A 22,907-nucleotide genomic window follows, 5' to 3' on the forward strand; every position below is an offset into this window, starting at 1 on the left:
CGGCCACAGTTGTTTAAGCTCAGTCCTGGTGGAGCTGGACGAAGTTCCCGCAACCGTCGTCGAAGACTGCGCTGACGCCGAAAGGGTCCTCGGAAGGTTCGCCTTGGAACGTCACTCCGGCGGCAAGCAGACGCTCGTACTCAGCCCTGACATCCGGCACGCCGAAGGTGATGGCGGCCAGGCCGGACTCGTGCAGGGCGTTCATGTAGTTCGAGGCGATGGGGTTGTCACTGGGTTCGAGCAAAAGCCCTGGCGAACTGCTGTCTTCCGCGCCTGGATCCTTGATGATGTACAGGTTGTACTCGGGCGTACAGGTTGTACTCGGGCATGGCCATCAGGGTCTCGAAGCCGAGCGTCTCCGTGTAGAAAACGTGGGCGGCGGCGGGGTCCTTGACGTGGATGCTGCACATTTTCAGTCTCATGGTGCCTAGGCTACGCCCCGGGTCTGACAACCTGACCGCGAAGGGGCATACTCTAGAGGCGTGAGCATCAAGGAGTAAGCCCTTGAATCGCACCAAAGAGCGCATCGCGCTGAACAAAGACCCGATTGCCGTCGGGTCTTTTGTTTGTTAACGATGCGGCAGGCTCTTGCCCACTGCCACAGAGTCTACCGAGAGTTGACTATCTGAATAGCAGGCCACTCCGAGCCACCCCTCGCGCCCACGCAGCCACTGCCGCATACTGAATTCAAAGCAGCGAATTCGCCTGGAGGTGGTCCGATGCCCGCCATGATGCTCCTGTGGGGTGTTGCCCTGGTTCTTGCAACCGCAGCAACCACGTATGTCCTGCACAGGAAACTGACCCACGGCCGCGGCCCGGAGCCGGACGGCGTGTTTTGGGACTTGTTCGGGGGGCTCGTCGTCATAGCGCCCGCCATCATTGTCCCTGCCGTCCATTGGTCTCCCGCCGGGCTCATCATGGTTTTTGTGGGGGTCGCTACTGCGGCCGGAACCCTGCTGAGCATCCGCAAAGTGGAGCGCCTCCACGCAGCTGAGCCCCGCCGTCGTGCTGGTTTCCCGGACGACGCAGCCCGCCACGAAAACATTCTGGAGCAGTGGCGTCAATACGAGCTCGATCCCGCCCGGACCATCGATTTTCCTGCCATGACGGACGTGAGGGCTGCCGAAACAGCGGCGCTGACGCGGGCCATGCGGGAGGCCGAGTACTGCAAGGTGACAGCTGGAACCGATTACCGTGCCGCCGTCGAGCGTCTTGCCGAGGCCCTGGCCGCGGCCGAGCGGGCCGCCGGCGTCCCTGCAGCCGCCCTCCCCTCGCCCAGATGACACCTAACGACAATCCCAGTGATCAGGATTGTCGCTAAGTGCAGTCTCGGCGGGGCGGCAGGAACCTACAGAACCTTGCCCTTGAAGAACTCGGGCCGCACCCGGTACATCACCAGCATGATCACCACGCCCAACAGGATGACGCCCATACCCAGGACGAATACCATCCCGACGCCGCCCACCGATGAGCCCGAGCCGTATTCCGGATCCAAAGAGTCGATGGCCGTCTTCACGAACATGACCAGCAGGATGACGCCGCCCACCAACGGTGCCAGGAACTTGAAGAAGAACGAGCGCGCACCGCGGAAGGCCTCTGCACGGAAGAACCAAACGCAGGCCAGCGCGGTGATGCCGTAGTAGAAGCAGATCATCATGCCGAGGGCCGTGATGGTGTCCCAGAGTGCATTCTCGGACACTGTCCTGGTGATCACGTAGAACGCCGCAGCGGCTATGGCGGCCGCGATCGTGGCGAAGCTTGGCGACTTGTAAGTGGGGCTGATCTTGCCGAACTTCGGCGAGATGGCGCGGTAGTGGCCCATGGCCAGCATGGTGCGGGCCGGGGAAACGAACGTCGACTGCAGCGATGCTGCGGAGCTGCTCAGGATGGCCAGCGACATCAGGATCGCGAACGGGCCCATCACCGGACCCGCCAGTACGGCGAAGATGCTGGACTGGTTCTCCGGATTTCCTGCGCCCAAACCGGTCTCGCCAACGCCGGCGAAGGACAGGGTTGCCAGCGCGACGGTCATGTAGATGATCACAATGACCAGCACCGTGATGGTCGCTGCACGCCCCGGGGTCTTCTCCGGGTTCTTCGTTTCCTCGTTCATGGTGAGGGTGACGTCCCAGCCCCAGTAAATGAAGATCGAGAGAGACACACCTGCGGCAAAGGAGGAGAAGGAGTCCACGGCGAACGGGTTGAACCAGTCCGGTGAAATCGCGGTGGCATCGAAAGCCGTGCCGTTGGCGACGTGGGCGAATGCAGAGACCGCGAACCAGCCCAGGACCAACAGTTGGAAGGCCACAAGCACGTACTGGACGCCTTTGGTGGTCTCCATGCCCCGGTACGAGATCCAACATGCCAGGGCAATGAAGACCAGGGTGGTGGCGATGTTCAGCGGCAGGATCTTGCTGAGATTGGCCAGTTCCGGATTGCTGAAGATCTGGGCGAGCATCAGGTAGAAGAAGTCCACCGCCACGGCCGCCAGGTTGGAAAGCACAATGATGGTGGCCGCGATCAGCCCCCATCCGCCCATCCAACCGATCCACGGACCGAACGCGCGGGTGGCCCACGTAAAGGAGGTACCGGCGTCGGGCATGGCGTTGTTCAGTTCGCGGTAGCCCAAGGCCACCAGCAGCATGGGGATGAAGCCCACCAGGAAGATGGCGGGCAGGTGCACGCCTACTTCGGACACCGTTGGCCCCAGGGCCGCGGTCAGCGTATAGGCGGGCGCGATGCAGGAAACGCCGATCACGACGGCGCCGATGAGGCCCACCGATCCGGCCTTCAGGCCCTTTTCACTCAGGGCCGGCGTTTCTTTCGACTGGACCGTCTTTGGTGCAGTTGACATGGGTTTTGCCTCTCAGGCGATTGCTAGGCGCTTTGGCGCGTGTAGTCGCGGGGAACCACGATCATGGGGACGGGGAGGGCACGCAGGATCCGGTTTGCGGTGGTGCCGAGGAACGTGGCCCGCCGCTGGGCCAGGCGGCTGGAACCGATGAGCAGGATTTCGCCGTCTTCCCAGTCGAGCCGGTCCACGGCTTCTTCGATGGTGCGGCCTTGGGCAACGACGATTTCCGGTTCGGGTGCATCAGCAGAGCGGCCGGCGTCAGCGGAACCCACGACGGCGGCAAGCCGGGCGGTGGCATGCTCCCGGGCGGCGTCGGCCAACTCAGGCGAGTCACCGCTGTCGAGCGCCAACAGCGAGACGAGCCGCAGCGGAAGGCCGCGATCGCGGGCGGACTCGACGGCAACATCCAGGAGCTCGTCTGCGCCCGGACGCGTGCCGAATCCGCAACTCATGCGGGTGATGGGATCGGTCCGGTGATAACCCTGGGGCGCCAGCACGACTGGAACCGGCGATGAGTGAAGCAGCGAGCTTGCAACGGAGCCGATGGTGAAGCGCTTGAACAAGCCGTTGTTGGTGGCGCCGATGACCAGAGCCGCTGCATCCATTTCCACCGCGGCATCGATCAGGGTTTGGGCCTCGGAGTCACCGCGGCGGATGTGCCCGCGGGCGGTGACATCGGCCGGAACCAGGGCGAGGCCTTCGTCCAGCCAACGCTGCGCCTGTTCGGTCAGGATGTCGTTGTAGCCGGTCTCCGGTGGGTAGACGGCGTTGTATGGGGAATCCTCCGGCACCACCAGGACAAGGTCCAGGCTCACATCGTGATTCCGGGCCAGCGCAACGGCGAGGTGAACGGCGTCGTGCCCCCTCGCGTTGGCGGTGTAACCCACTACGTAGCGCATGGTGGTCCTTTCCTGGGTGGTGCTCAACTGGATGGTTCTTCCAACAGCGGCGCTGCTTAGGCGGTGCTGCTTAGGCGGTGCCGCTTAAGCGGTGCTGCTTAGAAAGAGGAGCCGGCAGGCCGGGCATTGTGCTCCCGGCCTGCCGGTTTAATGCTTGGTCCTAGGCGACCGGGACTGCGCTCAGCTTGTTGGCTTCGACAATGCGGGCGGCAGTTGCCTGGCCCATTCGGACCGCACCGTCCACGTGCTGGTAGCCCTCGGCTGCCAGGTCGGACGAGGACCAGTAGATCGGTCCGACATTCGCGTGCTGGTCCTTGCCGTAGCGGTGCAGGCCGCCGAGGTCGTAGCTGGATGCGTAGGCACCGCGGGTCCATTCTTCGGAGCCCCAGTCGGACTCGTAGTAGACCTCGGGGTTGAGGGCCTTGTCGCCGAGGAAGCCGGCGATCGACTCAAGGATGGCCTTCTTGCGGTCTTCGGCGCTGAGCTCGAACACGGCGTCGGCCTTTTCGTCGGAAACGAAGCCCACCAAGGTGCCGCGGGTGTCGCCGTGGTTGGTGTTGTCGTAGACCTCCTGGACCAGTGCGCCGGCGCTGAAGCCGGTGCCGGAGAGTCCTTCTTCACGCCAGAACGGAGTGTCGTACACAGCGTGGACCTTGATGACCAAACCCAGGGACTGGTGCTGGTGCATCTGGTGCTGGCGGCGCGGCAGCGGCGGGTCGAAGGAGACGCGGGAGTACAGGTTGGGCGGCACGGCCATGATGACGAAGCGGGCGTTGACGGTTGCCTGCTCGGACACGACGGTCACGTTGTTGTTGTGGTCCCACTTGATGGTGCGGACAGGGCTGTTGAGGATGACGTCGTCGCCCAGCTCTGCTGCCTGCAGGAGGGAAACCTGCTGCATGCCGCCGATGACGCGCTTGTCCAGGATGAAGTCCTCATCCGTCAGGTGGCTGAAGGATCCGGCCGAGGCAGCCATGAGGACTGCCTGCAGAGCGGAGAAGGCGTGGGCCGGCTTGGTGAGCATGCCACCGGCGATGAAGAGGCCGATGTTGTTGCAGGCTTCCTCGTCGCTGGAGTTTTGCCGCAGCCAGTGGTGGAAGGAGATGGTGTCCAGCTCGCGTGCCTTGGGGTGGGCCCAGGGTTCGGTGGGGCCGATCTCGGCTGCGAGGCCGTCCAGGATGGCCACGAGCTTGTCCATCTCGGCTTTGGTGGTTTCATTCACCGGGAAGGTGTCACCGGTGTACTGGGTGCGCTTGCCGTCTGCGCCGATGTAGACGGACTCGCCGTCGCGGTAGCGCGAGTACATTTTCAGTCCCAGCTCGTCCAGCAAGTCCATGAGGGCTGTCTGGTCCGGGGAGACCCACTGGCCGCCGATTTCCAGCATGGCGCCATCGATGGTGTCGGTCCAGGTGCGGCCGCCTACCCGGTCGCGTGCTTCGAGCACTGCAACGCTGAGTCCGGCCTTCTTCAATTCGCGTGCGGCCGTCAACCCTGACGGTCCGGCGCCGACGATCACAACGTCGCGATCAAGATTCTGCATGTTGTCCTCTCCGTGGCCGTCCGTGGTGGCTGACCAATAAATGAATGGCATTCATTTACATCCATAGTAGCGCCGGAGTCAGCCCGTGTGAAGACCCAGTGGAATAATGCTGGGGACACAGGCAGCAGAAAGGCTCCCGATGCCCGCACCCACCCCCGCTACTTCCAGCCCTGCCGGTGCTGTGCGCCGACGCGCCGGACGACCCACTGCGGCCATCCTGGACCAGGACGGGATTACGACGGCGGCGCTCCAGTTGATCAGCAACAAGGGCTACAACGGACTCACCATGGCGGCCCTTGCGCGCTCCTTGGGCGTTGCACCCTCCGCCCTCTACAACCACGTGGCCTCCAAGGACGACGTACTGCTTCTGGTGGAAGACCACTTGGCCGCCATGGTCGACGTCTCCGCTTTCGGGGTGGAGCCCTGGGATGAAGCTGTACGCCGCTGGGCCTGGTCCTACCGCGACGTTTTCTCGGAGCATACGCCGCTGATCCCCGTCATTGCGGTACTTCCGGTGGCCGATGCACCCAAGACCCTGGCCATGTACGAGGCCGTGACGGCCGGATTCCGCGATGCCGGATTCCCTGAAGAAAAGATCATCTCGGCGATCGTCGCCCTGGAAGCTTTCGTATTCGGCGCCGCCTACGACGTCAACGCACCGGAGGACATATTCGACGCCGGCAGCCTCGCCGGGCAGGTCCCCAACCTCACGGCCGCAGTGGACCGGTTGGCTTTGGAACGGCATGAGCGTCCCACTGACGTGGCTTTCAGCTTGGGGCTTGAGGCACTGATTGCCGGATTCGGGGCTTTGCGGGGATAGCTTTCCGTGGTTACCGGGTTGAACCGCTGAGGCTGAGGTAGCGAATTTCGGTCGAGTTGTCGGTATACGTCACCTCTACGGGAACGCTTTGGCCGGAGGAGTTCGGCAGTTCCCCGCCCGGGAGCCAAAACGCGAACTGGCCCTTGGACACCGTGGCCGTGATCTTTTCCCCGGCCCTGCTGGTGTAAGCCATTGCTGCAATATCGGGGCCAACCTGGCCCGAAGCCATGGAGAGGGGATTGTCTGCAATGACGCCGGTTCCCAATTGCGTCGCCTTGATTTCACGGGCTACGGGTTTGCGTCCATCGGCGGGCTTTCCCACTGAGCCGAAGGATCCCTTCTTAAACCATGCTGCGGTGGAGTCGGTGGTGCAGGTGGCTTCGAAACCATCAGCGCCGCTGAGGACAACAGTGGTCCAGGCCCCACGCCTCTCGGCAATGGCAACTTCCGCCGCGTCAACATCGCCGGCGAACATGCCATCACCAACACCCTTACTCGATCGGACGCAATCGGAGACCGCGCTCTCCCTCTCGGCACCGACCAATCCACCCGGAGCGGCGGTCCACGTTGCGAAGGCAGGGTCTCCACCTGAGAGTGCCGGCACCACCAGGAACCCGGCCGTCGCGGCAACAGCAACGGCACCCAAAGCGAAGGTTCGACGACGACGGCGGCTTGGGTGCGCTGTCGTGGTTATGTATCCAGCGACTCCGGGATTCATGCCCGTAGAGGTCGGATGGGACCTGAGGATGCGTTCCAGATCGTCCTGCGAACGGCGCAGGTCGGGAGCTGTACTCTGCCCGGCTGCGTCCATGGAACGCAGAAGTGTGTCGATGTTCCGGTTGTTTTTCATGGTGTCCTGGCCTTTTCGGAAAGTGTTGCGGGCAGTTCGTCCTGGGGGACATGGTCCAGAAGGAGCCGCAGGGCCCGCCTTGCGCGGGTAAGGCGGAGCCGAAACGCCACCGGAGAAATACCCACCACCTGGGCTGCCTGGGGTGCCGCCAGGTTCTCGAAGACTGCAAGCCCCAGGGTCTCTTGATGGACCTCGGAAAGAAGCGCCCAGGCCCTGCCCAGATCAACGCGGCTGCTGACGAGGTCAGCATGGGAATCAACGTGGGATGTGTCTGTTGCCTCAGCCAAGCGGACACCAAGGGCTTGCCGCCGCTGCTCTCCGCGGCGGGAATTCAGCATGAGATTGCGTGTGATGCCGAAGAGCCAGGCCCGGGCGTCATCCTGGTGCTTCGGAGCTTCCGGAAACCGCCGCCAGACTATAAGGAATGCCTCCGCCACTACGTCCTCGGCGTTCGCCGCGTCCGTGCGGCGCTGCACAAAGCCCAGAAGGTCGGGGTAGGCGGATTGGTACAACGACCGAAAGGCCTCTTCCCGATCCGGGGCTCTCGAAAGGTAGCTCATACCCTGTACCTGTCCGCCACGTAGCCAAGTGTGTTGCAAGGGCACGGAAAAACGAAAGTAATCGCCGCGTACCAATGACGTGGAACCGGAACCCTGCCCTCCGCGTCCGTCTCGCCTCCGCCGCCCGCTGGAGCGTGATTCCGGAAGCGATGAATGATTCACTTGACTATGGCCATGGGAGAACTGCGCACCGCGAAAACCGATGACCTTGAGGTTGCCTACTACGACAACGGTCCGGCGGACGGAGCAGTCGCGGTACTCCTGCATGGCTTCCCCTACGACGCCCTCAGCTTCGAGGCCGTTGCCTGCATGTTGGCGGACCGCGGGATCCGTTCCATAACCCCGTACCTGCGGGGCTACGGCCAGACCCGGTTCCTTAAGTCCTCGACTCCTCGCTCCGGACAACAAGCCGCCGTCGGACAAGATCTGCTCGACCTCATCGATGCCCTTGAATTGCAGCGTCCAGTGGTGGCCGGGTATGACTGGGGCGGCCGCGCTGCCTGAATTGCCGCAGCCGTCCGCCCTCTGGACATAGCGGGCCTGGTGACTGTCGGGGGCTACGCCATCCAGGACATTGCTTCGTCGATCAAGCCCGCGGAACCACTGGACGAGTATCGGGACTGGTATCAGTGGTACTTCAACACCGATCGCGGACGCGCCGGCCTCCAAGCCAACCGCGACGAATTGTGCCGCCTGCTTTGGCAATTGTGGTCGCCGGAGTGGGCCGACGCCGACGAGGCATTCAACTCCAGCAAGCCCAGCCTGCACAACCCCGATTTCGTTGATGTCGCCGTGCATTCCTACCGTCACCGCCATCGCGCCGCGGTTGGCGATGATCGATTCAACGAGATCGAAGCATTTCTTGCGAAGTCACCGCCTATCCCGGTACCAACCATTTCGTTCGACGCCCTGGCTGACGGGTTCGGGCCGGACGACTCCGCGCGGGACAGGCAGCATTTCGCCGGTCCTTTCGAAGTCCGCAGGCTACCCGGAATAGGTCACAACGTGCCTCAAGAGGCGCCCCGAGCGTTCAGCAACGCTGTCGCCGACCTTGTGTTCGCTGCTATCTGACTTGAAGGGTTTGCCCATCAATGACAGGACTCCAGCCGGACGGCGGGGAACTCTTGTAATACAAGTCTCCAACTTGTAGCCTAAGTGCTAGGCAAGGACGCCGCACCCACTAGGAGACCCATGAGCACCGTAGACCTCATTCGCCACGTCAAACTTTCCACGGCACGTTTGCCCCTCACCGTTCCCATCAGCGATGCCAAAGTCTTCACCGGCCGGCAGAAACCCATGACCGAAGTGGTGTTCCTGTTTGCCGAGATCACCACGGAACAAGGGCACAGCGGCATCGGCTTCAGCTACTCCAAGCGCGCCGGCGGCCCCGCCCAGTACGCCCACGCCAAGGAAGTCGCCGAAGGCATCATCGGCGAGGACCCCAACGACATCGGCAAGATCTACACCAAGCTCCTCTGGGCCGGCGCCTCGGTGGGCCGCTCGGGAGTGGCAACGCAGGCGTTGGCCGCAATCGACATCGCGCTCTACGACCTGAAAGCAAAGCGCGCCGGACTCCCCCTGGCCAAACTGCTGGGCTCCTACCGCGACTCCGTGCAGACCTACAACACCTCCGGCGGCTTCCTCAACGCAACGCTGGACGAGGTCAAGGAGCGCGCCACACGGTCCATCGACGAGGGCATCGGCGGCATCAAGATCAAGGTTGGCCTGCCGGATTCCGAGGAGGACCTGCGACGCGTGGCCGGAGTCCGCGAGCACATCGGTTGGGACGTCCCGCTCATGGTGGACGCCAACCAGCAGTGGGACCGGGCCACGGCCCTGCGCATGGGCCGTCAACTCGAAGAATTCAACCTCGTCTGGATCGAAGAGCCGCTGGATGCCTACGACTTTGAAGGCCACGCCCACCTTGCCCAGGTGCTGGACACCCCGATCGCCACCGGTGAAATGCTCGCTTCCGTGGCAGAACACAAGGGACTCATCAATGCCAACAGTTGCGACATCATCCAGCCCGACGCCCCGCGCGTCGGCGGCATCACCCAGTTCCTGCGCCTCGCAGCATTGGCGGACGAGCGAGGCCTCGGCCTGGCACCGCACTTCGCCATGGAAATCCACCTCCATCTCGCCGCCGCGTACCCCCGCGAGCCGTGGGTGGAGCACTTCGACTGGCTTGACCCCTTGTTCGAGGAGCGCCTGGAGACCAAGAACGGCCGCATGATCGTCCCGGACCGCCCCGGCTTGGGCGTCACACTCAGCGGGCAGGCGCGCGCGTGGACCACGGAATCGGTGGAATTCGGCGCGTAATCTTGAACCCATGAGCCGAAACCTGACCGCGGATCTCGCCGCCGACCTTCGCAACCGCATCGTCGACGGCGCCATCCAGCCAGGTGAGAAGCTCCCCAGCGAAAACACCCTTATTACCGAGTTCGGGGTGAGCCGGACCGTGGTCCGGAGCGCCCTGACCCGCTTGCAGGCCGAAGGCCTTGTTGAAACCGAACGCGGGCGCGGCAGCTTCGCACTGACCCCGCCCGCGGACGGTCCGGCAACAGCACCAGGAAGCCGGCCCGTTTCCAGCATGGAAGACCGGCTGCAGATGCTCGATTTCCGTATCGGCGTCGAAACTGAGGCTGCAGCATTGGCGGCCAAAAACCACAGCGAACACCAGCTCAAGGCCGTGCATGGCGCGCTGGAACAGTTCACCGCGAGCTCAGGCCACCCGGCCCATTCCATGAAAGCGGACTTCGAGTTCCACAGGGCCGTTGCCGCCGCAACGGGCAATCCCTTTTATACGGACTGCATCTCCGCCTTGGGCCAAACCATGATCACCATGCCGCGCCCCCGCCTGGTGGCCAGCGAAGACCAGGACTCCCCCGAACGTTTCGCCCAAGTGGTCCACGAGCACTCCTCTATATACGCAGCAATTGCGGAGGGCGACCAAGTGGCTGCCGCGGCAGCCATGCGCCTGCACCTGAGCAACTCACGACGCCGGTTCACCGGTTCTGCGCGCAGCTGACGGATTGCTCGGCGGCCCCACCCAACCAGGTAACAGCAACTGCTCCAGTGGAGCGTTATCTGTCACCCAGTTGGGACAGCAGAGAAAACAAAAGAGCCCCGATCCTAAGACCGGGGCTCTTTCAATTGCGTGCGCGAGGGGGGATTTGAACCCCCACACCCTTTCGGATACTGGCACCTGAAGCCAGCGCGTCTGCCGTTCCGCCACTCGCGCGCAACTTCTTTTTCCGGACTTCAGCGGGTTTCCCGGCTTCGTTTCCTTCAAAAGCAGCGAGATCAAGCATAACGGACATTCCGGGCAAAACACCAATCGGGAGGATGGGACCCCCTCCGGCATGCGTCGGAGCCCCCAAAAGACCCCCTACCAACAGGTGAACCCCACGGAAATTTCATGGCCCGACTCCCGCGCCATCAAGGGCCGGAACCGAACTTTTCCGGGTCGCAAGGCGTTGTGGATTAAGGTCATTCCCAGTCAGTCCCAGTAGTATCGGGAAGTGGAAGGGCCGTCAGGCGCGTACTTCGCTGTGTGCACAGGCGGACCAAACGCACGGACTATCGGACCAGGCACAGCGGTGCCGCGGCAAGGAAAGGAGAAGGACATGGGTTTGCTGGACAAAGTCGAGCGCGGCATTGAAAAAGCCGTTCGCAACGTCTTCTCCACAGGGTCGCGGGCACGTGTTGAGCCGGTGGAGATTGCGAGCAAGCTAAGGCGCGAGTTGGACAATAAGTCCCTCACTATCGCTGCCGGGCGAACGCTCGCTCCCAATGTTTTTGATGTCCTGCTCAGCGACGAGGATTTCGCCAGGGCCCAGGAATGGGGAACGCCGTTGGCGGAGGAGTTGTGCGACGTCGTCATTCAGCACGTCCGCAGCCAGGGCTACACCCTCCAGGGCCCTGTCCGGATTTCGTTCCGGCGCAATGACGAAGAACGCGCCGGTCACTTTGAAATCAACTCCCGGACAGAAAAATCCTCCGATGACGCCGCTCCCGCGGCCCCGGCTCCACGGGCCAACGTTCCGGCGGCCCCGGCACGGCAGCCCACCCGACTCCAGCCTGTCCTGGACATCGGCGGCCAGCGCTATTCCCTCAACGCCCAGTCGGTGGTACTGGGCCGCTCCTCGGAGGCTGACATCCTGGTGGATGACACAGGCGTCTCCCGAAAGCACCTTGAGGTCCGGACGCAGAACGGCAGCACATGGGCCGTTGACCTTGGCTCCACCAATGGCAGTTACGTCAACGGGCACAAGGTAAACGGCAGCGTGGAACTTACAGACGGCTCAACCATCACGATGGGACGTACCAAGATTATTTTCCGCCTTCTCCCCCAAAACCCGGGTGGCAACGCGTGAACGACGTCAGCGAACTGACCATCACAGCGCTTCGCTTCGGATTCCTCCTGCTGCTGTGGGTCCTGATCTTCAGCATCGTGTCCACCATGCGCCGTGACTTCCAGATCGGCCGGAAAGCCGTCACCGGCGTTCCGACAGCCCGCGAAGTGCGCAAACATCCGGAGCTGGCAGCCTCACCGCCGCCGGCCATCCAGCACGCACGCACCTTGGTGGTCACCGAGGGGCCGCTCAAGGGCACCACTGTTCCTTTGGCTGCCAGTCCCATCCTGCTTGGCCGCGCGCAGGAAGCCACACTGGTCCTGGAAGATGACTACGCTTCGGGAAGACATGCCCGCCTGTTTCCACAGGGCAGCCGCTGGTTCATTGAGGACCTCGGCTCCACCAACGGCACCTACCTGGCCGATCAACAGCTCACCCGCGCATTGCCGGTTGAACTTGGCGTCCCCGTGAGAATCGGCAAGACGGTCATTGAATTGAGGCCGTAGTCCATGGCCTCCCCCGAGACCCCCGAAGGCAAGGAAACGCCTGCGGAGCGCCCACTGATCATGCGCTACGCAGCCCGTTCCGACGTCGGACGGATCCGCTCCAAGAATGACGACTCCGCGTATGTGGGTCGTCATCTGGCGGTGGTTGCCGATGGCATGGGTGGTCACGCCGGCGGTGACGTTGCTTCGGCCTCAACGGTCCTGGACATGATCCACCTGGACCACGACGACTATCCCGACGGCGCCGAAACCGTCCTCGCGGACGAGATCCAGACCGCCAATTCCTTGCTCTCGGAGCTGGTTCACCAGAACCCCAAGCTTTCCGGCATGGGAACTACCGTGACTGCCCTTCTGCTGGAAGACCGCAAGCTCCATTTTGCGCACATCGGCGACTCACGCGCTTACCGGCTGCGTAACAAGAAGTTCGAGCAAGTGAGCATCGACCATACGTTCGTGCAGCGCCTCATTGACGAGGGACGCCTTCGTCCGGAGGAAGCCGAAACGCATCCCCACAAGAACGTGCTGATGCGCGTCCTTGGCGACGTCGATGCCAGCCCCGAGCTGGATCTTGACGTCCTTGATGTTGAACCGGGAGAACGCTGGCTCCTGTGCTCCGATGGCCTCAACTACGTAGCCGGGCATGTTGTGGAGCGCATGGTCCGCGAGACCAAGGACCTCCGCGAATGCGCTGAGATCCTGGTTGACCTCACGCTGGAAGCCGGCGCCCCGGACAACGTCACCGTCGTGATGCTCGAGATTGTGGAAGAGACCGACGACGACGTCAACACGGCCGCCGTCGACGTCGTTCCTGCTGCGGCGCTTGCCGCGGTAGACGAACCCGAACCGGTCACTGGCTCCACGTCTTCCGAAGGTCCGTCCGCCACCAAATCCGCTGAAGATGCGATCTCCGACTCCAAGACGAAAGCAGCCCGGGAGGCCGACGCCGGATCGTCATTCAGTGCCGGCGACCCCAGTGACTCAGACGAGGAAGCGGATGAGGCATCCTCATCCGCAGACGAGTCCAAAGAACCTCCCACCACCACTGATCCACACCTGGGCGAGCACCTGTCGGCCGAGGTCCTGCGCGAAGAATTGGCCAGCCGCCCCCATGAATTGGTCGGTGCCGCGGCAACGGCTGCGGAGACCGGCTCCATCCCCACGGTGGCGGGACGCACCGTTGCCCGAAGGGCTGCCACTGTACTGACCCACAAGGCCGAACAGGATCGCGTGGAAGAGGACGAGCCCGTCAGGCGCCGCGTCCGCTGGCTGATGCCGGCCGTCGCCGCAGTGCTTGTAGTAGGCGTAGTGGTTGGGCTCTGGCTGGGCTATGCCTGGACGCAAACCCGTTACTACGTGGGCGAATTCGATCAGCGCGTGGCAATTTTCAATGGAATTTCGCAACGACTCGGCCCCATTCAGCTTTCCCGGCTCGAGGCCGTAACCGACATCAGGGTGGATTCATTGCCGGAATACGGCCAGCAGAGCGTGCACCAGACGGTTCCCGCGGGTGACCTCGACGACGCGCAGGCCATTGTGGAGAACTTGAAGAACACGGGCAGCGCTTCGGCCAACTGCCCCACCACGACGGCGACAGCCACGCCGTCGCCGTCGCCCACCGCCACTGTGCCGGTTCCGAGCACGGCGGCCGTCGCCACGCCTACGCCCACCCCGACTCCCTGTGAGGCGGCCAAATGATCCAGACTGATACTGCTCCCAAACCGCGCCGGAATGTCGAGCTTGTCCTCATAGTCCTGGCCCTCGCCGTCGGTGTCGGCGCAAGTGCTTTGGTCAGCATCAACTCCGATGTCGGACTGGACCGTGACTTCTGGTTCCAGTCGAGCTTGCTGGCTGTGGCGGCCTTCGCCTTCCACATGGTTCTCCGGCTCCGGGCAAAGTATGCCGATCCGGTAATACTTCCTATCGTCGTGGCCCTCAACGGATTGGGGCTTGCCTTGATCCACCGCATGGACGGGCCCGGGGACGATACCGGCAACAACCAACTTCGCTGGACCCTGATCGCCATGGCTGTGTCTATCGCCGTGATCTGGTTCCTCAAGGACCACCGGATTCTGCGCCGTTTCACCTACATCTCGCTGGCAGCCAGTGCGTTCCTGCTGGTTCTTCCCCTGATCCCGGGCATTTCCGCCGGTGAAATCCTGGGTGCCCGCGTATGGATCCGTGTTGGTCCCATGACCTTCCAGCCAGGCGAAATCGCCAAGATCACGCTTGCAATATTCTTCGCCGGGTATCTTTCCTCGAACCGGGACCTCATCCTCTTGGCCGGCCGCAAGATCGGCCCCATGCAGTTCCCGCGTTTCAAGGACCTCGGGCCCATGATCACCGCTTGGTTGGTCAGCATCGGCGTCCTGGTCTTTCAACGGGACCTCGGGTCGTCCATTCTCTTCTTCGGCCTGTTCATCGTGATGATTTACGTGGCCACCAGCCGTATTTCCTGGGTGGTCATCGGCCTGTTGTTGATCCTCGGCGGCGGCTTCATCGCCTCGCAGATCTTCTCCCACGTGGCCTTCCGCATCGACAGCTGGATCAATGCTTTCACCCCTGAGGTCTTCGGCAGGTCCCCGGGCGGCAGCGGCCAGATCGTCCAGGGCTTGTTCGGCATGGCCGATGGCGGCCTGGTAGGAACAGGGCTTGGCCAAGGCCGGCCCGATCTGGTTCCTTTCGCCAACAGCGACATGATCGTGGCCCTCATCGGCGAGGAGCTTGGCCTGATCGGTCTTTTCGCCGTCGTCATGCTGTACTTGCTGCTCTTTACCCGAGGCTTCCGTGCTGCCCTTGGCACCCGCGATGCTTTCGGAAAGTTGCTGGCATGCGGTTTGTCCTTCGCGATCGCCCTGCAGTGCTTCGTGGTGATCGGCGGCGTCACACGGCTCATTCCCTTGACCGGCCTGACCACGCCGTTCCTGGCAGCCGGTGGTTCCTCGCTCCTGGCCAACTGGATCATCGTGGGTTTGCTGCTCATGATCTCCAATACGGCCCGCGGGCCGGTGGACACCACACCCATGGTGGGCAAATCCCCGGCCAGCAGTAACGCGCCCGCACGTAAACCGACCACGGGCCAGACACCCAGCGCACCAACAGAGGCGGTGAAGCAACAATGAACCAGGCTATTCGCAGCTCCTGGATGGCCGCCGTCGCCATGTTTGCGTTGATCTTCGGCGCCATCAGCTATGTCCAGGTCATTGGCGCGGACGATCTCAATGCCAACCCCTGGAACCAGCGCGCCATCCTCGCCTCATTCTGTAACGACCGCGGTGCGATCATTGTGGGGGGCAAGCCGGTTGCCGAGTCTGTTACCGGCACCGAGTCCTGCGCGTTCCAGCGCAAGTACAACGAGCCCGAACTCTACGCAGGCATCACGGGTTACTTCTCAAAGGGCTTCGGCTCGACGGGTCTTGAACAGTCCATGGGCGATACTTTGGCCGGAAACTCGGACCAACTCTTCCTGGACCGCATCAGCCAGATGTTCCTGGGCAACGAGCCCAAGGGCGCGTCGGTGGAACTGACCTTGGACCCCGAAATCCAGAAACTGGCTTTCGACCTCATCCCCGATGGGCAGCGCGGATCCATCGTGGTCACCAACCCCAGGACCGGTGCTGTCCTGGCGATGGTCTCCAAGCCGTCCTACGACCCCAACCTGATCGCAACCCATGACACCACCGCCGCAGCGGCGAGCTATGCAGAACTGAACCAGGTCCCGGGCATCAACCTGAACCAGAACGTCAGCGGCCCCACGGGAAACCTGCTTTCCCCGGGCTCGGTGTTCAAACTCATCGACACTGCTGCTGCGCTGAACTCGGGCAAATACAACAAGGACAGCGAGCTGCCGAACCCCAGCGCCCTGCCGTTGCCTGGTTCCAGTGCGAGCCTGCCCAACTATGCCGGCGGTAACTGCAATGTCCGGGAGACGGCGTCGTTCGCTTTTGCTTTGGAACAGTCCTGCAACACACCGTTCGCCAGCATCGCGCTGGACCTCGGCCAGGATGCCATCCGGGAGCAAGCCCAAAAGTTCGGCTTTGGTGAGACCTTCGGCGATCAACTCAAGCTCCAGCAGGCCCCGAGCATTTTCCCTGAGGACCTCGACCAGGCCCAGCTCGCACAGTCTTCCGTGGGCCAGCGCGACGTCAAGGCCACTCCGCTGCAGATCAACATGATGACCGCAGCGATCGCCAATGGCGGAGTGCAAATGAAGCCCAACCTGATCAAGACGGTCCGCGCTCCGGACCTCCGCGTCATCAGCGAACTCAGGCCCGAGGCCCTCCGCACCAGCACTACGCAGCCCATCGCGGCACAGATCACCGAGTGGATGACCAGTGCCGTGGACAACGGCATTGCCAAGGGTGCTGCAGTGCCCGGCGTCAAAGTGGCCGGCAAGACCGGTACAGCCGAACTCGGCGATTCAGGTTTGAACAACTCATGGTTTACCGGGTTCGCCCCGGCAAACGATCCGCAGGTAGCAGTCACCATTGTCATGGAGAGTGTGGACGTGCTCAGCGGTGCCCAGCTAACCAGTCCGAACGCAAAGAAGATTTTTGAGGCGGTGTTGAATAAGTGAGGCCTACTTCGGGAATCACACTCGGCGGCAGGTTCCAACTGACCAGTCGCATTGCGATTGGCGGCATGGGCGAGGTCTGGAAGGCCAAGGACCAGATCCTTGGCCGGATCGTTGCCATCAAGGTGCTCAAAGAGGAATACACGGGCGACCCCGGCTTCCTCCAGCGGTTCCGTGCCGAGGCGCGTCACACCGCGCTGCTCAACCACGTGGGCATCGCCAACGTCTTCGATTACGGCGAAGAAGCCGGCTCGGCCTATTTGGTCATGGAGCTCGTTCCTGGACATCCCTTGAGTGGAATCCTTGAGCGCGAGCAGGTGCTGTCCCCGGACATGACCTTGTCCATCATTTCCCAGACTGCGCGGGCCCTGGCAGTTGCCCACGCACAGGGCCTGGTCCACCGGGACATCAAGCCGGGCAACCTGCTGATCACCCCTGACAACCGGGTCAAGGTCACCGACTTCGGCATCGCACGCCTTGCAGACCAGGTTCCGCTGACACAGACCGGCCAGGTCATGGGCACCGCCCAGTACCTGGCTCCCGAGCAGGCAACCGGCCAGACCGCCACTGGTTCCTCGGATATCTACTCCTTGGGTGTCATTGGGTACGAGTGCCTCACCGGCCACCGTCCGTTCTCCGGCGAATCGCAGATCGCCATCGCTTTGGCACAAGTCAACGATGCTCCGCCGCCCCTGCCGGAAACCCTGCCCACTCCCGTGCGGGCCCTCCTGATGTCCATGCTGGCCAAGGACCCCAAGAACCGTCCCGCCAACGCCATCAAGCTGGCCGAAGCCGCCGATGCCATCCGCAACGGCGACATCGCCACGGCCCACGCCGCCGTACCCGGCATGCTGCTGTTCGAGTCCAATACCGGACCCATCACTGCGCCGGTGGACACCGCAACGGCCCCCACCGGCGTCGTCACCTCGCCTTACGGTAAGGAGCAGTCCTCGACGGCGACCTCCGCACTTCCGGTCCTGGGCGCAGGTGCAGCCGGTGCTGCCCTGGGAGCAGCAGCTGCCTCTTCTGATCACCCGCTGTCACGCGCCAATGCACTGGAGGCAGAGCGCCAGCTGAACGACGAAGAGGAAGTCGCCTACACCGAAGAGGAAAACTTCGACGATCGCGATCCCGAACGCAAGAAGCGCAGCCCCTGGACCTGGCCCTTGGTTGCCTTGATCCTCCTGGTGCTGTTTGCGCTGGTTGGATTCCTGATTTCGCAGTCCGGATTCTTCTCACCCAGCCCCAGCCCGAGCCAGTCCACTTCTGCAAGCCAGAGCCGGACGGCGAGCCCTACATCCACCTCGGCTACGCCAACACCAACGCAGACGTCTGAGGCGCCGTCTCCGACGCCGACGCAGTCGACGCCGCAAACCATTAATCTGATTTCCGCTGAGTACCTCGGCAAGCCCTTTGAAACCGTCAGCGCCCAGCTCGCCGCCCTCGGCCTCCAGGTCAAGGGCGAGCAGGTCTTCGATGACGATGCTGCAGTCGGCATCGTGACCGACATTAATCCAACGGGTGCTGTTCAGCCCGGTGAAGTGATCACTGTGCAGTATTCAAAGGGTCCGCAGGCACCCGCGACAGTGGCGGTTCCTGCCATCGGAGTGGGTGTCGACGAGACACGCGTGCGGGCTGCTATCGAAGGCGCAGGGCTGCTGTGGGTTGCCGGGGATCCCGTCAATGGAGCAGTCGGCCAGCAGGCCGGTACGTTCGTTAGGTCCTCACCCGCTGCTGGAACGGAAGTTCCCGAGGGCTCCACTGTGACCTACTTCCTGTCCAAGGCTGCCGCACCCACCAGCCCCGGTTCCTCCAGCGCCAGCCCCAGCGGCAGCCCGAGTAAATAACTGATCCGACATGTCTACCCCCCGCCAAGGTCCCGCGCATCGAGAGGAGAGCACACCTGTGTCTTCACAGCGCATCCTCAATGACCGCTACGAACTCGGTGACCTGATCGGTCGTGGCGGGATGGCGGACGTATACCGCGGAACGGATACTTTGCTGGGGCGGACCATCGCGGTCAAGATCCTGCGTGCAGATCTTGCCCGTGACCCCCAGTTCCAAGCCCGCTTCAAACGCGAAGCCCAGGCTGTGGCGGCGTTGAACCACCCGTCAATCGTGGCCATCTTCGATACCGGCGAATACTCCGTGCCCGGAGGCCCCGGCGAGGACGTCCGTGTCCCGTTCATCGTCATGGAATACGTGGCCGGCCGCACCCTGCGGGACATGATCAAGGCGAACGAGCTGGGGGTTGAGAATTCCATCGGCTTCACCCTCGGTGTCCTTGCGGCCCTGGAGTACAGCCATCGCGCAGGCATAGTCCACCGCGACATCAAACCGGCCAACGTCATGGTCTGCGCAGATACCGGAGACGTCAAAGTCATGGACTTTGGCATCGCGCGTGCCATGGCGGATTCCGCTGCCACCATGACCCAGACACAGGCAGTTGTAGGCACGGCACAATACCTTTCGCCGGAGCAGGCCCGCGGCGAAACCGTGGACGCCCGCAGCGACCTCTACTCAGCTGGTTGCCTCCTCTACGAGCTGCTGACCAGCAGGCCGCCCTTTGTTGGAGACAGTCCCGTCTCCGTGGCCTACCAGCACGTCCGTGAAATCCCGGACATGCCCAGCGCCCACAACCCCGATGTCTCCGAAGCCCTCGATTCGGTCCTGGCCAAGGCTCTTCAGAAGAGCCGGACAGACCGCTTCCAGGACGCTTCGTCCTTCCGGCGCGCACTCCGCGCTGCAAGCAACGGCATTCCAGTTCCGGCTCTGCCGGCCAGTGAGGCGCCTACAGATCCGAACGACCTCGTGGATCAAGAGGACCCTGCTACCCAGCTCCTGAGCTCCACCGCTGTCGGTTTGCTGTCAGCGGATGAATTCAAGGACGCCGAGTACAGGGACGAGCCTGTTGACCAGCAGCCGGATGAGCCGCTTCCCTTGGGCCTCCCACCGGAACGCGAGCGGTCAGCGGGACAGAACAAACGGCGTCGAACCTGGATCGCTACCCTGGTGATCTTCACGGTCATTGTCCTGGCAGGCGGCGGTTTCTGGCTTTACAACCTCATGAACACGCAGCCACCGCCCCCGGCGAAAATCGCCGTGCCCGTGGTGGCCAATATGTCGGAATCCCAGGCAATTCAGGAACTGTACTCAGCAAAACTGGTTCCCAAGAGCGTGCGGGAGGCCAGCGATACGGTGGCCAAGGACATGACCATCGGCACGTCGCCTACCGCCGGTTCCATGTTGGATCAGGACACCGAAGTTGTCCTGAAGATCTCCAGCGGACCCAGCTCCGTGACCATTCCGGCCGACATCGTGGGCCGTACGGAGCCGGACGCCCGTGACGCCCTGCGCAGGCTGGGCATCACCGGCGACATCGTGACTGTCCGGACGCACAGTGCCACTGTGCCCGTGGGACTGGTGATCAACACCGGGCCGGCCCCTGGCGGAGCCATCGCCATCAGCTCCAAGGTGGAGCTCCAGGTCTCCTCGGGCAAGGTACTCATGCCCCAGCTGATAGGCCTGCCCCTCGCTGAGGCGGAAGCCGCACTGAAGACAAATGGTTTGCCCATGGTGGTGGCGGAGCAGGAAAACTCAGAGGTGGCCGCAGGCACAGTGACCGCCCAGAGCGAAACGTTCAACACCGAAGTGGATCAGGGTAAGTCAGTCACCGTCACGGTAGCCAAGGCCCCCGCGCCCAGCCCCACACCCACTCCGACTCCAACGGAAACCGAGACGGACAAGCCGACCCCCAAACCGACGCCCACCAAGAAGTAACGGGAGGGCCGCCCGCCGCGACCGCCAACCGCGACCGCCAACCTCCGCGTGCTGCTCCTTCGTCGCTTTGACGCACGCTTCCGGTTACCGGCCCGCGGCAGGGCGGTCTTCTGCTTACTAGTGCTTGATCAGCGGGCTCAGCTTGGAGGCGCGTTCGGCCGCTCCGGTCATGCCCAATGACTCCAACCAGTTGCCGAGCATCTGGTAGCCGCCTTCCGTGAGGACCGATTCCGGGTGGAACTGGACCCCGCAGAGGGGTGCTGTCCGGTGCTGGAGACCCATGACTACGCCGTTGGTGGTTTCAGCGGTGATCTCCAGGACGTCCGGGATGGAATCGCGAACCGCGGCGAGGGAGTGGTAGCGCGTTGCCGTGACAGGCGAGGGGAGTCCGGCGAAAACGCTCTTGCCTTCGTGCTGCACGGGAGATGTCTTGCCATGCATGAGCTCAGGCGCATGGGTCACTACGCCGCCGTATGCTTCGGCCAGGGCCTGATGCCCCAAGCAAACGCCGAACATCGGCTTGCTGTTCTCACCACACCACTTGATGAGCTCTATGCAGACGCCGGCTTCCGCAGGGGTGCCTGGACCCGGCGAGACGAGAACGCCGTCGCGGGTTGCTGCGAGCTCGGTGGCCTCGGCGAGTGTCACGTCGTCGTTGCGGACCACGGTGGTCTCGGCTCCGAGCTCCTGGAGGTATCCCACCAAGGTGTAGACGAAGCTGTCGTAGTTATCCACTACAAGAATTTTTGTGCTCATGGCTGCTGCACTAAACCAATCGTTGAGTCAGTCAAACTGGTGAATTGGGAGAACCAGGGAAAAAGGAACTGGACCATCAGTACCAGGGCTGCTGCCACCAGTACCAAACAAGTCAGGATCCGTACCCAGACCGGTCCCGGCAAGTTGCGGAAAATCCATGCGTACATCCGCTACCCCTTTCCTTGTGCCTTGGCTACTTGGGCGGCAATTTCCGACGGCGGTCCTGCTGATGCGGGCTGCCACCCCTCCATCACGGAGTAGGCGATGATGCGTTCCTGCGACCCGAAGCGCGGGTTGCAGCTGGTCATGGTCAGGATTCTTTCTTCCGGCGCGACACCCGGCTGGGTGGGGACGGGCAGCAACACATCGGTCCGGTTGGGGAGGACGATTTGGTTGTTGCGGAAGACGTAGGTGTAGTACCCGTCAACGGTTTGAACGTAGATCTTGTCCCCGGGAACCAGCGTATGGATGCTGTCCAGGACGGCTCCATGCGTTTGCCGGTGGCCCGCCACCGCGAAATTGCCAATGGAGCCGGGCATGCTGGTGCTTCCGTAATGGCCAAGGCCCAGCGTGTCCAGGACATCAGCACCGGTTCCTTCGATGATGGGACGGGTGTAATCGGCACCGAAGCGGGGGATGTACATAATCCCGATCGTTTGCCCATTGCCGGGGGCTGTACCTATTACGGGATCCCCAAAATCAGCCGGGTTAACCGATTCCGCCGGAGCCACCGGCCCGGTGAGCTGGTGGGAGAATTCCTGGATGGCTTGGGTCTGCTTGGCGTTCGCCTCGACGTTGGTCCACCACAGTTGCCAGCCCACAAACAACAGCAGGACAACGCCGCCGGTGATGAGCAGTTCGCCCAGGATCCGGCTGAATATTCGAACGACGTCTGAAGCACGGAGGCGCTTGCGGGGAGCTTGTTCCTGCCCCCGACGCCCGGACGGCACGGCAGAGGCCGCCGTCGTCTGCTGATGCGCCACAGCGTCTCCTTGGATCGGGCGCGGGCGCGGCGGGCGGGCCCCCGGTTGCGGCTAGACTTGACAGCTAGAACCAACCCGGAACGCCGCGTGGCCGTTAACCGCTGGAATTTTCCTTCCTGCAGGATATCAAGGCTGGCTGGAACGGGTATCAACGTACAGCCAAGGAGGATCCGTGCCCGAGTCCAAGCCCCGCAAGCGGCCTGCCCGTCAGGACCAGCAGGCTTCCACAGCGCAGCAGTACAAGCCAAACCCGGTTTGGTACAAGGCCGTCATGTTCGGACTGATGATCCTCGGTCTCATCTGGATCATCACTTTCTACATCACCGAGGGTCAGTTCCCGGTCCGCGACTGGGCGTCATGGAACATCGTTGCCGGCTTCGGCATCGCGATCGTGGGCTTCCTGATGACCACGCGCTGGCGCTCCTAGGAAACCT

21 protein-coding genes, 1 tRNA gene and 1 pseudogene are annotated in these 22,907 nt (G+C 62.9%); 14 read left to right on the plus strand and 9 right to left on the minus strand.

Annotated elements, in window-relative coordinates; all coding sequences use genetic code 11:
* Nucleotides 1-19: 19 nt before the first annotated feature.
* A pseudogene (locus BLQ01_RS05210) lies at nt 20-422 on the minus strand (VOC family protein).
* A 297-nt stretch (nt 423-719) separates the two neighbouring features.
* Between BLQ01_RS05210 and BLQ01_RS05215 the strand changes: the two are divergent.
* Nucleotides 720-1,283, plus strand: a complete 564-nt coding sequence (locus tag BLQ01_RS05215; RefSeq protein ID WP_091550484.1) for a hypothetical protein — start codon at nt 720-722, stop codon at nt 1,281-1,283.
* A gap of 65 nt (nt 1,284-1,348) precedes the next feature.
* Here the strand turns inward: BLQ01_RS05215 and BLQ01_RS05220 are convergent, their stop codons facing one another.
* The 3 genes from BLQ01_RS05220 to BLQ01_RS05230 all read right to left on the minus strand — a co-directional run bounded on the left by BLQ01_RS05220 (nt 1,349) and on the right by BLQ01_RS05230 (nt 5,293).
* Nucleotides 1,349-2,854, minus strand: a complete 1,506-nt coding sequence (locus BLQ01_RS05220; protein ID WP_091550485.1) for an APC family permease — start codon at nt 2,852-2,854, stop codon at nt 1,349-1,351.
* Nucleotides 2,855-2,877: 23 nt separating this feature from the next.
* A complete protein-coding gene (locus tag BLQ01_RS05225; protein ID WP_091550487.1) occupies nt 2,878-3,753 on the minus strand; it encodes a universal stress protein in 876 nt (291 codons plus the stop codon).
* A 160-nt stretch (nt 3,754-3,913) separates the two neighbouring features.
* A complete protein-coding gene (locus BLQ01_RS05230) occupies nt 3,914-5,293 on the minus strand; it encodes a flavin monoamine oxidase family protein (protein WP_026540978.1) in 1,380 nt (459 codons plus the stop codon).
* Between the two features lie 106 nt (nt 5,294-5,399).
* Here BLQ01_RS05230 and BLQ01_RS05235 point away from each other — a divergent pair, with 106 nt between their 5' ends.
* The gene (locus tag BLQ01_RS05235; RefSeq protein WP_026547245.1) at nt 5,400-6,113 is read left to right on the plus strand and encodes a TetR/AcrR family transcriptional regulator; all 714 of its coding nucleotides are present in this window, start codon (nt 5,400-5,402) and stop codon (nt 6,111-6,113) included.
* Nucleotides 6,114-6,123: 10 nt separating this feature from the next.
* Here the strand turns inward: BLQ01_RS05235 and BLQ01_RS05240 are convergent, their stop codons facing one another.
* Both BLQ01_RS05240 and BLQ01_RS05245 read right to left on the minus strand, forming a co-directional pair.
* On the minus strand, nt 6,124-6,963 hold the full coding sequence (locus BLQ01_RS05240) for a hypothetical protein (RefSeq protein ID WP_091550489.1): 840 nt from the start codon (nt 6,961-6,963) through the stop codon (nt 6,124-6,126).
* Nucleotides 6,960-7,523, minus strand: coding sequence for an RNA polymerase sigma factor (locus tag BLQ01_RS05245; RefSeq protein ID WP_091550490.1), 564 nt, complete (start codon nt 7,521-7,523; stop codon nt 6,960-6,962). Before BLQ01_RS05245 ends, BLQ01_RS05240 begins: the two co-directional genes overlap by 4 nt.
* Before the next feature lie 153 nt (nt 7,524-7,676).
* On the opposite strand from BLQ01_RS05245, the gene BLQ01_RS22510 reads away from it, so the two are divergent.
* The 4 genes from BLQ01_RS22510 to BLQ01_RS05260 all read left to right on the plus strand — a co-directional run bounded on the left by BLQ01_RS22510 (nt 7,677) and on the right by BLQ01_RS05260 (nt 10,551).
* A complete protein-coding gene (locus BLQ01_RS22510) occupies nt 7,677-8,027 on the plus strand; it encodes an alpha/beta fold hydrolase (RefSeq protein WP_217638350.1) in 351 nt (116 codons plus the stop codon).
* Between the two features lie 39 nt (nt 8,028-8,066).
* Complete coding sequence (locus tag BLQ01_RS22515; protein ID WP_217638351.1) at nt 8,067-8,594, plus strand: alpha/beta fold hydrolase; 528 nt, start codon at nt 8,067-8,069, stop codon at nt 8,592-8,594.
* A 120-nt stretch (nt 8,595-8,714) separates the two neighbouring features.
* The gene (locus BLQ01_RS05255; RefSeq protein WP_091550492.1) at nt 8,715-9,842 is read left to right on the plus strand and encodes an L-talarate/galactarate dehydratase; all 1,128 of its coding nucleotides are present in this window, start codon (nt 8,715-8,717) and stop codon (nt 9,840-9,842) included.
* A gap of 10 nt (nt 9,843-9,852) precedes the next feature.
* Complete coding sequence (locus tag BLQ01_RS05260) at nt 9,853-10,551, plus strand: FadR/GntR family transcriptional regulator (protein ID WP_026540984.1); 699 nt, start codon at nt 9,853-9,855, stop codon at nt 10,549-10,551.
* Nucleotides 10,552-10,681: 130 nt separating this feature from the next.
* Here BLQ01_RS05260 and BLQ01_RS05265 read toward each other — a convergent pair.
* A tRNA-Leu gene (locus tag BLQ01_RS05265) sits at nt 10,682-10,764 on the minus strand.
* 385 nt (nt 10,765-11,149) lie between these two features.
* Between BLQ01_RS05265 and BLQ01_RS05270 the strand changes: the two genes are divergently transcribed.
* From BLQ01_RS05270 to pknB, 7 genes are read left to right on the plus strand one after another with little or no spacing between them, the layout of a single operon-like run.
* Nucleotides 11,150-11,899 (plus strand): FhaA domain-containing protein, encoded by a 750-nt coding sequence (locus BLQ01_RS05270; RefSeq protein ID WP_026540985.1) that lies wholly within the window; start codon nt 11,150-11,152, stop codon nt 11,897-11,899.
* Nucleotides 11,896-12,384: an FHA domain-containing protein FhaB/FipA gene (locus BLQ01_RS05275; RefSeq protein WP_026540986.1), complete on the plus strand. Its 489-nt coding sequence runs from the start codon at nt 11,896-11,898 to the stop codon at nt 12,382-12,384. The genes BLQ01_RS05270 and BLQ01_RS05275 overlap by 4 nt, the downstream gene beginning before the upstream one ends.
* A gap of 3 nt (nt 12,385-12,387) precedes the next feature.
* On the plus strand, nt 12,388-14,079 hold the full coding sequence (locus tag BLQ01_RS05280; protein ID WP_091550493.1) for a PP2C family protein-serine/threonine phosphatase: 1,692 nt from the start codon (nt 12,388-12,390) through the stop codon (nt 14,077-14,079).
* A complete protein-coding gene (locus BLQ01_RS05285; RefSeq protein ID WP_091550495.1) occupies nt 14,076-15,503 on the plus strand; it encodes an FtsW/RodA/SpoVE family cell cycle protein in 1,428 nt (475 codons plus the stop codon). Before BLQ01_RS05280 ends, BLQ01_RS05285 begins: the two co-directional genes overlap by 4 nt.
* A complete protein-coding gene (locus BLQ01_RS05290) occupies nt 15,500-16,957 on the plus strand; it encodes a penicillin-binding transpeptidase domain-containing protein (RefSeq protein WP_026540989.1) in 1,458 nt (485 codons plus the stop codon). Before BLQ01_RS05285 ends, BLQ01_RS05290 begins: the two co-directional genes overlap by 4 nt.
* Nucleotides 16,954-18,801, plus strand: coding sequence for a protein kinase domain-containing protein (locus BLQ01_RS05295; RefSeq protein ID WP_091550497.1), 1,848 nt, complete (start codon nt 16,954-16,956; stop codon nt 18,799-18,801). The genes BLQ01_RS05290 and BLQ01_RS05295 overlap by 4 nt, the downstream gene beginning before the upstream one ends.
* A 10-nt stretch (nt 18,802-18,811) precedes the next feature.
* A complete protein-coding gene (gene pknB / locus BLQ01_RS05300) occupies nt 18,812-20,734 on the plus strand; it encodes a Stk1 family PASTA domain-containing Ser/Thr kinase (RefSeq protein WP_091550498.1) in 1,923 nt (640 codons plus the stop codon).
* 117 nt (nt 20,735-20,851) lie between these two features.
* Here the strand turns inward: pknB and BLQ01_RS05305 are convergent, their stop codons facing one another.
* Together BLQ01_RS05305 and BLQ01_RS05310 are read right to left on the minus strand one after the other, a co-directional pair.
* Nucleotides 20,852-21,490: an aminodeoxychorismate/anthranilate synthase component II gene (locus BLQ01_RS05305; RefSeq protein ID WP_026547255.1), complete on the minus strand. Its 639-nt coding sequence runs from the start codon at nt 21,488-21,490 to the stop codon at nt 20,852-20,854.
* Nucleotides 21,491-21,660: 170 nt separating this feature from the next.
* Nucleotides 21,661-22,488: a class E sortase gene (locus tag BLQ01_RS05310; RefSeq protein ID WP_026540994.1), complete on the minus strand. Its 828-nt coding sequence runs from the start codon at nt 22,486-22,488 to the stop codon at nt 21,661-21,663.
* A 157-nt stretch (nt 22,489-22,645) separates the two neighbouring features.
* Between BLQ01_RS05310 and BLQ01_RS05315 the strand changes: the two genes are divergently transcribed.
* Complete coding sequence (locus BLQ01_RS05315) at nt 22,646-22,900, plus strand: cell division protein CrgA (protein WP_026540995.1); 255 nt, start codon at nt 22,646-22,648, stop codon at nt 22,898-22,900.
* Nucleotides 22,901-22,907: the final 7 nt, after the last annotated feature.

The organism is Arthrobacter sp. UNCCL28, from assembly GCF_900102805.1.
GTDB lineage: Bacteria > Actinomycetota > Actinomycetes > Actinomycetales > Micrococcaceae > Arthrobacter > Arthrobacter nicotinovorans_A.

Excerpts from the sequence above, each read along its gene's own strand:
- BLQ01_RS05215 (WP_091550484.1), top strand. The coding sequence starts at position 720 with ATGCCCGCCATGATGCTCCTGTGGGGTGTTGCCCTGGTTCTTGCAACC.
- BLQ01_RS05220 (WP_091550485.1), bottom strand. The coding sequence starts at position 2,854 with ATGTCAACTGCACCAAAGACGGTCCAGTCGAAAGAAACGCCGGCCCTG.
- BLQ01_RS05225 (WP_091550487.1), bottom strand. The coding sequence starts at position 3,753 with ATGCGCTACGTAGTGGGTTACACCGCCAACGCGAGGGGGCACGACGCC.
- BLQ01_RS05230 (WP_026540978.1), bottom strand. The coding sequence starts at position 5,293 with ATGCAGAATCTTGATCGCGACGTTGTGATCGTCGGCGCCGGACCGTCA.
- BLQ01_RS05235 (WP_026547245.1), top strand. The coding sequence starts at position 5,400 with ATGCTGGGGACACAGGCAGCAGAAAGGCTCCCGATGCCCGCACCCACC.
- BLQ01_RS05240 (WP_091550489.1), bottom strand. The coding sequence starts at position 6,963 with ATGAAAAACAACCGGAACATCGACACACTTCTGCGTTCCATGGACGCA.
- BLQ01_RS05245 (WP_091550490.1), bottom strand. The coding sequence starts at position 7,523 with ATGAGCTACCTTTCGAGAGCCCCGGATCGGGAAGAGGCCTTTCGGTCG.
- BLQ01_RS22510 (WP_217638350.1), top strand. The coding sequence starts at position 7,677 with ATGATTCACTTGACTATGGCCATGGGAGAACTGCGCACCGCGAAAACC.
- BLQ01_RS05255 (WP_091550492.1), top strand. The coding sequence starts at position 8,715 with ATGAGCACCGTAGACCTCATTCGCCACGTCAAACTTTCCACGGCACGT.
- BLQ01_RS05260 (WP_026540984.1), top strand. The coding sequence starts at position 9,853 with ATGAGCCGAAACCTGACCGCGGATCTCGCCGCCGACCTTCGCAACCGC.
- BLQ01_RS05270 (WP_026540985.1), top strand. The coding sequence starts at position 11,150 with ATGGGTTTGCTGGACAAAGTCGAGCGCGGCATTGAAAAAGCCGTTCGC.
- BLQ01_RS05280 (WP_091550493.1), top strand. The coding sequence starts at position 12,388 with ATGGCCTCCCCCGAGACCCCCGAAGGCAAGGAAACGCCTGCGGAGCGC.
- BLQ01_RS05285 (WP_091550495.1), top strand. The coding sequence starts at position 14,076 with ATGATCCAGACTGATACTGCTCCCAAACCGCGCCGGAATGTCGAGCTT.
- BLQ01_RS05290 (WP_026540989.1), top strand. The coding sequence starts at position 15,500 with ATGAACCAGGCTATTCGCAGCTCCTGGATGGCCGCCGTCGCCATGTTT.
- pknB (WP_091550498.1), top strand. The coding sequence starts at position 18,812 with ATGTCTACCCCCCGCCAAGGTCCCGCGCATCGAGAGGAGAGCACACCT.
- BLQ01_RS05305 (WP_026547255.1), bottom strand. The coding sequence starts at position 21,490 with ATGAGCACAAAAATTCTTGTAGTGGATAACTACGACAGCTTCGTCTAC.